This is a genomic window from uncultured Mycobacterium sp., assembly GCF_964249325.1.
Classification (GTDB): Bacteria; Actinomycetota; Actinomycetes; order Mycobacteriales; family Mycobacteriaceae; genus Mycobacterium.
Window position 1 is genome coordinate 7,959 of the sequence record NZ_CAXUCH010000085.1, and the last position, 9,430, is coordinate 17,388.

Annotated in this window: 11 protein-coding genes and 1 pseudogene (1 of these 12 running past the window's edge); 6 read left to right on the plus strand and 6 right to left on the minus strand. The window is 66.1% G+C overall.

The window, feature by feature from the left end:
• Together ACFE99_RS12655 and ACFE99_RS12660 are read left to right on the plus strand one after the other, a co-directional pair.
• Nucleotides 1-113: pseudogene (locus tag ACFE99_RS12655) on the plus strand (MFS transporter); it begins 1,198 nt to the left of the window's first position.
• 112 nt (nt 114-225) lie between these two features.
• Nucleotides 226-1,521 carry a citrate synthase gene (locus tag ACFE99_RS12660; protein ID WP_375485740.1) on the plus strand — a complete coding sequence of 432 codons (1,296 nt, stop codon included), beginning with the start codon at nt 226-228 and terminating at the stop codon, nt 1,519-1,521.
• Here the strand turns inward: ACFE99_RS12660 and ACFE99_RS12665 are convergent.
• Complete coding sequence (locus tag ACFE99_RS12665) at nt 1,497-3,059, minus strand: phytoene desaturase family protein (RefSeq protein ID WP_375485758.1); 1,563 nt, start codon at nt 3,057-3,059, stop codon at nt 1,497-1,499. The two genes, ACFE99_RS12660 and ACFE99_RS12665, sit on opposite strands and share 25 nt — an antisense overlap.
• A gap of 47 nt (nt 3,060-3,106) precedes the next feature.
• Nucleotides 3,107-3,370: a DUF2630 family protein gene (locus ACFE99_RS12670; RefSeq protein WP_375485742.1), complete on the minus strand. Its 264-nt coding sequence runs from the start codon at nt 3,368-3,370 to the stop codon at nt 3,107-3,109.
• Between the two features lie 149 nt (nt 3,371-3,519).
• Here ACFE99_RS12670 and ACFE99_RS12675 point away from each other — a divergent pair, with 149 nt between their 5' ends.
• Genes ACFE99_RS12675 through ACFE99_RS12685 form a run of 3 tightly spaced genes read left to right on the plus strand, consistent with a single transcriptional unit; the run spans nt 3,520 to nt 5,021 of the window.
• A complete protein-coding gene (locus ACFE99_RS12675; RefSeq protein WP_375485744.1) occupies nt 3,520-4,536 on the plus strand; it encodes an OmpA family protein in 1,017 nt (338 codons plus the stop codon).
• 12 nt (nt 4,537-4,548) lie between these two features.
• Nucleotides 4,549-4,701, plus strand: coding sequence for a hypothetical protein (locus ACFE99_RS12680; protein ID WP_375485746.1), 153 nt, complete (start codon nt 4,549-4,551; stop codon nt 4,699-4,701).
• A complete protein-coding gene (locus tag ACFE99_RS12685; protein WP_375485748.1) occupies nt 4,701-5,021 on the plus strand; it encodes a hypothetical protein in 321 nt (106 codons plus the stop codon). The genes ACFE99_RS12680 and ACFE99_RS12685 overlap by 1 nt, the downstream gene beginning before the upstream one ends.
• A 94-nt stretch (nt 5,022-5,115) precedes the next feature.
• Here ACFE99_RS12685 and ACFE99_RS12690 read toward each other — a convergent pair whose 3' ends face one another.
• The 3 genes from ACFE99_RS12690 to ACFE99_RS12700 are packed head-to-tail and all read right to left on the minus strand — an operon-like array spanning nt 5,116 to nt 8,374.
• Nucleotides 5,116-6,456, minus strand: a complete 1,341-nt coding sequence (locus tag ACFE99_RS12690) for an ATP-binding protein (RefSeq protein WP_375485750.1) — start codon at nt 6,454-6,456, stop codon at nt 5,116-5,118.
• A 13-nt stretch (nt 6,457-6,469) separates the two neighbouring features.
• Nucleotides 6,470-7,180 (minus strand): two-component system response regulator PrrA, encoded by a 711-nt coding sequence (prrA, locus tag ACFE99_RS12695; protein ID WP_139797828.1) that lies wholly within the window; start codon nt 7,178-7,180, stop codon nt 6,470-6,472.
• 54 nt (nt 7,181-7,234) lie between these two features.
• Entirely contained in the window at nt 7,235-8,374 is a 1,140-nt protein-coding gene (locus ACFE99_RS12700; RefSeq protein WP_375485752.1) for an FAD-dependent oxidoreductase, read from the minus strand.
• A 95-nt stretch (nt 8,375-8,469) separates the two neighbouring features.
• Between ACFE99_RS12700 and ACFE99_RS12705 the strand changes: the two genes are divergently transcribed.
• Nucleotides 8,470-9,021: a TetR family transcriptional regulator gene (locus ACFE99_RS12705; RefSeq protein WP_375485754.1), complete on the plus strand. Its 552-nt coding sequence runs from the start codon at nt 8,470-8,472 to the stop codon at nt 9,019-9,021.
• Here ACFE99_RS12705 and ACFE99_RS12710 read toward each other — a convergent pair.
• The coding region (locus ACFE99_RS12710; protein WP_375485756.1) for a carboxyl transferase domain-containing protein at nt 9,018-9,430 on the minus strand (413 nt) is incomplete at its 5' end. The two genes, ACFE99_RS12705 and ACFE99_RS12710, sit on opposite strands and share 4 nt — an antisense overlap.

A 9,430-nucleotide genomic window follows, 5' to 3' on the forward strand; every position in this document is an offset into this window, starting at 1 on the left:
GGGCACTGGTGATCGTCGGGGTGCTGATCGCCGCGCTGGCCGCGCCAGCGTTTCGCGGCTACCGCATCCAGCGCTTGCCCGGACAGCCGCTGCGGTGTACCAAATCCGCCTGAGCCGCCTTGGGTGGCCCCCCCGCAGGCGCGACGGGAAGATAGCGACTACCTTGAGCTATACGCGCCTGGCAAGGCCAGCGTTGTCACTGCCGTTTAGCGCAAAGGGGTTCTAGTGGCCGCAAGCGACGACATCGCCACTCTCCGTTACCCGGGTGGCGAGTTGGACTTGGACATCGTGCACGCCACGGAAGGAGCCGACGGCATTGCGCTCGGCTCGCTGCTGGCCAAGACGGGGTACACGACATTCGACACCGGTTACGTCAACACCGCATCGACTAAAAGCGCCATCACGTTCATCGACGGTGAAGCCGGAATCCTGCGCTATCGCGGCTACCCGATCGAGCAGCTGGCCGAGAAGTCGACGTTCCTCGAGGTCAGCTACCTATTGATCTACGGGGAGTTGCCGACCACGGAACAACTGGCCGCCTTCACCCGACAGATTCAGCGCCACACCATGCTGCATGAGGACCTCAAGCGGTTCTTCGACGGATTTCCCCGCAACGCACATCCCATGCCGGTGTTGTCCAGCGCGGTCAACGCGTTGAGCGCCTACTACCAGGACTCGCTGGATCCCATGGACAGCGATCAGGTCGAGCTGTCGACGATCCGGCTGCTGGCCAAGCTGCCGACAATCGCGGCCTACGCGTACAAAAAATCGGTCGGCCAGCCGTTCCTCTACCCGGACAACTCCCACACCTTGGTGGAGAACTTCTTGCGGATGACGTTCGGGTTGCCTGCCGAGCCCTACGAGGTCGATCCTGAAGTGGTCCGCGCGCTGGACATGCTGTTCATCTTGCACGCCGACCACGAACAGAACTGCTCGACGTCGACCGTCCGGCTGGTCGGCTCGTCGCAGGCCAACCTGTTCACCTCCATATCGGGTGGGATCAATGCGCTGTGGGGACCGCTGCACGGCGGCGCCAACCAGGCGGTGCTGGAGATGCTGGAAAAGATCCGCCAAGAGGGCGGCGACGTGCACGAGTTCGTCCGCAAGGTGAAGAGCCGCGAGGCCGGCGTCAAGCTGATGGGCTTCGGGCACCGCGTCTACAAGAACTACGACCCGCGCGCCCGCATCGTCAAAGAGCAGGCCGACAAGATCCTGGGCAAGGTCGGCGCCGACGACGATCTGCTGGACATCGCCAAGGCGCTCGAGGAAGCCGCGCTCACCGACGACTACTTCGTCGAACGCAAGCTCTACCCCAACGTCGACTTCTACACCGGCCTGATCTACCGCGCCATCGGGTTCCCCGTCCGGATGTTCACGGTGTTGTTCGCGCTGGGCCGGCTGCCCGGCTGGATCGCGCACTGGCGTGAGATGCACGACGAGGGCGACAGCAAGATCGGCCGGCCGCGCCAGATCTACACCGGATACGGCGATCGCGACTACGTCACGATCGAAGCGCGATAGTCAACCGAGGCAAGCACCGCCATCGCGGCGTTGTGACCACCGATACCTGACACTGCACCACCGCGCCGGGTCGCCGAGCCGCACAAGAAGATTCGCTCGTGACCGGTGGCTACCCCCCATTGGCGCGCGGGTGTATCCAGCGGGTCGTCGTCCTCGGCGAACGGCCAACACAATGCGCCATGAAAGATGTTGCCGCCGCTCATCGCCAGCGCCCGCTCCAGATCCAGCGTGGTTTTCGTCTCGATACACGGCCGGCCGTTGGCGTCGGTCATCAGCACGTCTTGGATCGGTTCGCCCAGAACGGAATTCACCGATGCCAAGACGGCGTCGGTGAGCTGCTCGCGAATCACGCCAGGGTCGGCGTCGCAAAGCAATGCATGCGGCGTGTGCAGGCCGAACACCGTCAGGGTCGCTGCACCGGAATGACGCAACGCGGACGACAAGACACTGGGATCGGTCAGTGAATGACAATAAATCTCGCACGGCAACGGATCAGGTATGTGCCCGCGGACTGCCTGCAAGTAGGCGGTGTCCAGTTGGCTCCACGTCTCGTTGACGTGGAATGTCCCGCCGAATGCCTGCTGGACTGTCACTGTGTCGTCGCGCAGCCGGGGCAGCCGACGCACCACCATGTTCACCTTAACTTGCGAACCATGCGCCAGCGGCGCCCTGGGTTCACCTAACAGGTCGGCCAGCACCACCGGTGTGACACCGGCCAGAATGTATCGGCCCGTGACCAGCCGATCGTCGTCGCCGGTGCGGTAACGCACCTCGCCGTCGGGGTCAATGGCGTAAACGTCTGCGCCAGTGGTGATTTCGGCACCATAATGGGCTGCCGCGGCGGCTAGGGCAGTCGTCACCGCGCCCATGCCGCCCACCGGGACATCCCATTGGCCGGTGCCTCCGCCAAGCAGGTGATACAGAAAGGAAATGTTTTGCCGCAGCGAGGGATCGGTGAGCCGCTCGAAGGTGCCAATCAGCGCGTCGGTTGCGATCACACCTCGGACGAGGTCGTTGCCTACGGCGTCGGCGATAGCGTGCCCGATCGGTTCCCCGGTTATCACCTGCCATGCGTCGCCGGCCTCCGGAGGACTGTGGTCGATGACGTGGCGGCGCATCTGCGCACGGGTACAAAGCGGCTCGAGCAGCGACGGCCACATCCGCTCGGTCACTAGTCGGCAGCGGCGATAGAAGTCGGTGAAGCGCGGCTCGTCGTCAGCGGCGCCGATCGCGGCAAACGTGTTGTGTGCTCCGACGAGCAGCCCGGTGCGCCCGGCAGTGGTCGGGTCGGGGGTATAGGACGCATACCGCCGCCGCGCCAGTCGCACGGGAGCGCCCAGATCATCCACGATGCGCGAAGGCAGGAGGCTGATCAGGTAGGCATACCGCGACAGCCGCGCGTCGACGCCGTCGAAGATTTGCGCCGACACCGCGGCTCCACCGACATGTTCCAGCCGCTCCAGGACCCGCACGCGCAGACCGGCTCGGGCCAGATAAGCAGCAGCGACTAACCCGTTATGCCCCCCGCCCACCACAATCGCGTCGAAATCTCGCGGCGCACCGGCAGTCACTCCGTGCCGATCCGTTAGCTGAGGTAGCCCTCGACTTGATCGGGCGGTCGCACACGCGCCTCGCGCGGGTCACCTCCGGTTTCGCGCAGGGCCCGACGCTGACGCAACAGGTCCCAACACTGGTCGAGTTCGGTCTCAACGCGGCGCAGGCGGGCATGCTCCTCCGACTCGGTGATGTCTTTGTGCACCAGCTGCTCGCGCAGCGTCTTCTCCTCGGCAACCAAGTTCCGGATACGCGCCAGCGTGTCTTGGTCGGTCGGTTTTCTTTCCTCTGCCACCACTCCAGTGTGCCCGAGGTAAGCCCCATGCTGTCGAGTACCGGACTGTGGTCACGTTTTCGCGATACCAGGGCTTGCTGATCGACGGCTGCCTTAGGCTTCGCTTGCGATCAGAACTGGTCTGGACATCGACTTTTAGGGGAGGGCCCATGGCGGGTTCCGGCGAAGCACCCGCAAACACCCAATCGCGCAAAGTCTCCACGTTCTACCGACGCCCGCCCGGCATTGCCTGGCTGGTCGCGCTGGTGGTAATTCCCCTGCTGCTTGGAGCGATCGGCTACGGGCTCGCTGAGCGTTCCCGCCCACAAGCCACCGGTCCGACCGGTAGTGTGCCGACCCTGACCCACAGCAGCACCCCGGGCGCTGCGCGCAAGCCGCCGCCGATACCGCCGATATCGCTGGCTCCGCTCTCAATTAACCGTAAAGGCAACGACATAACGCTCAGCGGTGACTTCCCCGACGACATGGCCAAGAGCGCGCTGCTGGAAGCTGTCAAGAGCTCGCTCGGTCCCGGTGTCAACGTCATCGACAAAATCCGGATCAACCCGAACATCACCGCCCTCGACTTCTCCGACGCCGGAACTGTTTTCAGCGCGGCCGCGTCGATAACCGACTTCAAACTCGACGTCAACGGTGACACCATCACCCTGTCGGGAACCGCTGCAACAACCGACCAGGGAGACGCCATCGAGCAGGCAGCCGAAGACGCCTGGCCCAATCTGAACATCGTCGACAAGATCGAAATCAGGGGGCCAATCGCGCCGACCGGCACACCCGGCCCGCCGCCACCTTCGCCCGGCGGTGCGTGCGCCAACCTGCAGCAAGCCGTCAAAACGGTGCTGCCGACACCGATTACCTTTCCCACCAACAGTTTTAGCCTAACCCCCGATGTCCAGCAGAAACTGACGCAGATCGCGGACGAGCTGAAAGGCTGTTCCGGCGCAAAGGTCACCATCAACGGCTACAGCGACGACATCGGCACCGACGCAGTCAATATCCCGATAAGCACCAACCGGGCGAATTCCGTCGCCGATTTCCTGACCGCCAAAGGCGTTCCGCGTGACCACATCACGGCCAATGGCCTCGGCGCCGCCAATCCGGTCGCAAGCAACGACACGCCGGAGGGGCGCGCCCAGAATCGCCGTGTCGAAATCGTGGTCAGTTAAGGAGAATCCGACATGGTTTTCGTGATCCAGTGGTTGTGGTGTCTGCTTGCTTTCGTGGTGGGGTCGGCGGTTGCCTGGGTGATCACCGTCGTCGCGATCAGGCGCAAGAGCGAACAAGAAGCCATCGCGGACCTGCCCGGCTCACGTGAGATAGGAACACGGTGATGCACGACGCGAACTGGTGGCTGATCGGGCTTGCGTTCGTTTTGGGTTTGCTGCTGACGTTCGCGCCGATGATTCGGCGCGTCACGCGGGAAGTGCCGGTGGGCGGCGCTGCTGCCGAGCCGGCGGGTGTGCCCGCCGGCGGCGATGCCCCCACGACAAGGACCCACACCGGCGGCGAAGAAGCCACGACGCGAATTCCCACGGCCGGCCGTGACGACACGTCAGCCACAAAGAGGCCGCCGCCCAGTCAGGCGGAGACGACGAGAATGCCCGTCGCCGATGAGACGCAGACACAGCGGCGGCAGGGCGAGCAGAACTAGGTCCGGGCTTCACGTCCGCCGAGTGTGCAGGTTGTGGTCGAAAACTTCGGCGAATCGCATCGATAAGCTGCACACTGGGCGCCGAAGCCACAGCTCAGATGGGGGCGGGCAGGCGCAGCATTAGACGTGCGCCGCCCAGTGGGCTGTCCTCCAGCGACGCGGTGCCCCCATGCAGCTGAGCTTGCTGTGCCACCAACGCCAGCCCTAGACCCGAGCCGGAATGCGAGGCGGTGGACCCGCGCGAGAACCGCTCGAAAACCACGTGTCGCTCTTCCTCGGGCACACCGGTGCCGTTGTCGTCGATCGCGATTTCCACGCCGGCCCGAGAGCTGACCGCAGACAGCTGAACCCGGGTGGCGCCGCCGTGTTTGACCGCGTTGGCGATCGCGTTGTCGACTGCCAGCCGCAAGCCCGCCGGCAGCCCCACGATGATGCAGGTGGGCGAGGGCACCAGCGACACGTCGAGATTCGGGTAGACGCGCATGGCATCGTGCGCGGCACGGTCCAGCAACTCGGTGATGTCGACCGGCACGTGGTCTTCCCGCGTGGAGAGCTCGCCCTGGGCCAGCCGTTCCAGCGCGCTTAGCGTGGCCTCGATCCGTGACTGGGTGCGAATCACGTCGTTGAGCACTTCTTTGCGTTGGTCGTCGGGCAGGTCCAGGGTCGCCAGCACTTCCAGGTTGGTGCGCATCGCGGTCAACGGTGTGCGCAGCTCGTGCGCCGACACCGAGGCGAAGTCGCGAGCCGACGCCAGCGCCTCCTTGGTGCGGTTCTGTTCGTCCCAGATGCGCTGCAGCATGCCCCGCATCGCCTCCGCGATCTCGACGGCCTCGCTGGCGCCGCGCACCTGCACCTGCGGGGCCTGGTCCCCGGCGTCGATCGACCGGGTCTGCTGGGCCAGCCGTTTGAACGGCCGCACCGCGAAGGTGGCCAGCAGCCAGGCAAACACGGCTGCTGCGGCGATAGCTAACGCGCAGATCAGGATCACCCGGCGGTGCAGGTTGTTGGTTTCGGCGATGGTCTCGTCGTAGGTGGCGCCGACTTCCACCGACATCGGCTGCGGCGCAGGGATTTCCACGGTCCGTACCCGGTAGCGCTTGCCGTTGATGTCGGTGTCGGCGTAGTCGTGGTTCAGCTTGGGCAGCGTGACGCTGGAATTGGACGTCACCTGATCGCCGCGGCGGACGGTGATGACCGTGTTCTGATCGTTGGGGGAGCGGGGGATCTCATCCAGGCCGCGGGGCAGGAACGGGACGGCGAAGCCGGCGGCCTCGTCGAGGCGGCGGTCCAGCCAGTACAACCGGTCGTTGGTGATGCCCACCCAGACGATGGCTCCGACGATGAGCACCGGAATCGCCGCGCCGATGGCAGTCGCGACCACAACCCGTGCGCGCAGCGAGGGCGTACGGGTCAAGATTCGCGACAGTAGGTTCATAGGTTCCTTGTCGTCACTGCATACGCAGCACGAACCCCACCCCTCGAACAGTATGCAGCAGCCGCGGTGCGCCGCCGGCCTCCAGTTTGCGCCGAAGGTATCCGATGAACACGTCGACGACGTTGGTGTCGGCGGCGAAATCGTAGCCCCATACCAGTTCCAGCAGCTGGGCGCGGGACAGCACCGCGGTCTTGTGCTCGGCCAGCACTGCGAGTAGGTCGAACTCGCGTTTGGTCAGGTCCACGTCGATTCCGTTGACCCGGGCGCGCCGGCCCGGGATGTCGACTTCCAGCGGGCCCACCGTGATGGTTTCCGAGGACGACGTCGCGGTGGAGCCGCGGCGGCGCAGCAGCGCGCGCACCCGCGCGACGAGTTCGGCCAGCACGAACGGTTTGACCAGGTAGTCGTCGGCCCCGGCTTCCAGCCCGGCCACTCGGTCGTCGACCGAGCTGCGCGCCGACAGCACGCAGACCGGTACGTCGTTGTCCATGGCGCGCAGCGCGGTGACCACGCTGACGCCGTCCAGCACCGGCATATTGATGTCCAGCACGATCGCGTCGGGCCGGGTTTCGGTGGCGCTACGCAACGCCTCGGCGCCGTCGGCCGCGGTGGACACCTCGAATCCGGACAGTCGCAGTCCGCGTTCCAGCGAGGCCAACACGTCCGAGTCGTCGTCGACAACCAAAACCCGGGGTGTGGTTGCACCAGTGTCCATGCCGCCTATCTTGCCTGATGAACCGGCTTGGCTGTGGGATGCTGCGCGCTGCGCTGCTGACGTTCAGCGGTAGACCAGACCCGACAGCCGCCAGGCCAGCCCGCTGCGCACAGCGGGCACGTGTGAGGCCAGCCGCATCGCTGTGTTGCGGACCGGACGCGCCGCTTTCGGCAGCGTCGCCAGTCGGGTCAACCGTCCGGTGGTGGCCAGCACCTGGCGCGCAATCGGCCGGCGAGCCGCGCTGTAGGCGTCGAGCGCCGTGTCGGAGCCGCCATGCACCACCTCGCCGAGCGCGTCGGCCAACGCCACCGCATCCTGGATGCCCAAATTCATGCCCTGCCCGCCGGCTGGACTGTGCACGTGGGCAGCGTCGCCGGCCAGCAGCAGCCGACCGACCCGGTAGGTGTCGGCCACGCGGTGGTGGATCCGGAACCGCGATCCCCACAGCACCTCACGCACCACGGTGCGTCCGGGGCCGAAGCCGCGGCTGTCCAGCAACGACTGCACGTACTGCGCCGACGGCTGCTCCGGTGCGTCGACGGTCGGGGCGACGATCCGGTGGATGCCGTCGGGCAGTGGAGCGAGGACAGTGAGACCGCTCACTGCGTAGAAGAGGATGACTTCGTCGTCGGGCGCCTCGCCGGACAGCCGGACGTCCGCGAGCGCGAACGATTCCGCATACTCACCGCCGGCGAAGCCGATCCCGGCCAGTTCGCGAACCGTGCTATGCATGCCGTCGGCGCCGACGACGTAGCGTGCCCGGATCTCCTTGCCATCATCGAAGGTGGCCGTAACGCCGTCGCGATCCTGGACAAGGTTGGCAAGCGTCTTGGGCCGGACCACATCACCGCCGAGCTCGGTGAGCCGCTCGACGAGCAGCTTCTCGGTGGTGGCCTGCGAAATCATCAGCGTGTACGGGTAGCGGGTGGGCAGCACCGAGAAGTCGATGGGCATCAACGTGCTCATCTGCTGGCGCATGCTGAACCGCGGCGCGATGAGCCCCGCCTTGACCATGCGCCGCGACACGTCGGTGTCTTCGAGCACTTCCAGCGTGCGGGCATTGACCGCCGCCGCGCGTGACGTGTTGGCCCCTGCCGCCAGGCGGTCGACGATCGTCACGCGCGCTCCGCGGTTGATCAGCGAGATCGCCAGCGTCAGCCCGGTCGGCCCGGCTCCCACGACGAGGACGTCGGTATCGGTCATGGCGTGAATCCTTCCTAAGTCAACGCTTGTTGGCCTATCGCAGCATGCGCCTTCAAATCGCGTATGTCAACATCTGTTGGCCTACAATCGTTGACATGAGACGGACGTCGGACGAGACCAAGGCCGCGATTTTGGCGGCCGCCCGCGAGCGGTTCGGCACAGCGGGCTTCCAGGCCGCCACCATTCGGGCGATCGCCGCTGACGCCGGGGTCGATCCGGCGATGGTGATGCGGTACTACGGCAGCAAAGACCAGTTGTTCGCCGCCGCCGCGGACTTCGGCCTGCGGTTCCCCGATCTGGCCGCCATTGACCGGACCCACGTCGGGTGGTCGCTGGTGCGGCACTTCCTCGATCGCTGGGAGGGCGACGATGCGCTGGTCATCCTGCTGCGCTCGAGTGCCACCAATGACGAAGCCGCGCAACGGATGCGGCGGATTTTTGAAACACAGCTGCAACCGCTGGTGGCCAGCGTCGCCCCGGCCGCGGAATCACACTCGCGCGCCGGACTCATTGCCACCCAGATCATCGGGATGGCGTTCTGCCGGTTCGTGTTGCGGTTGGCCCCGCTGGTTGCGATGAGCCGCAAGGAGATCGTCGAGTGGCTTGGGCCGACGATCCAGCGCTACCTCGGCCTGCCCGAGAGCTAACGCCGCCCGATGCGCCGGTAGCGCTCCAGCCGCGCCGCCATCCGCTCGGCGTCGGGCACAGCGCGCAGCGCATGCACCTCGGCGGCGATCGCGCCGGCGAGCCGTTTCGAGAACTCGATCGGCTCGTCGGCGGCATCAGGATGCTCGACAACGATGCGGTCGACGATGCCCGACGCGAGCAGGTCGGCCGACCGAATGCCTTGTGCCGCAGCCAGTTCCGCGGCGTGGTCGATGTCGCGGAAGACGATCGCGCTGGCGCCCTCCGGCGGCAGCGGCGCCAGCCAGCCGTGCAGCGCGGCCAACACTCGGTCGGCGGGCACCATCGCCAGCGCCGGGCCGCCGCTGCCCTGGCCCAGCAGCACCGCCCCCGTGGGCGTGTCCAGCGGGACCAGGTCGGGCGGGCCGCGGG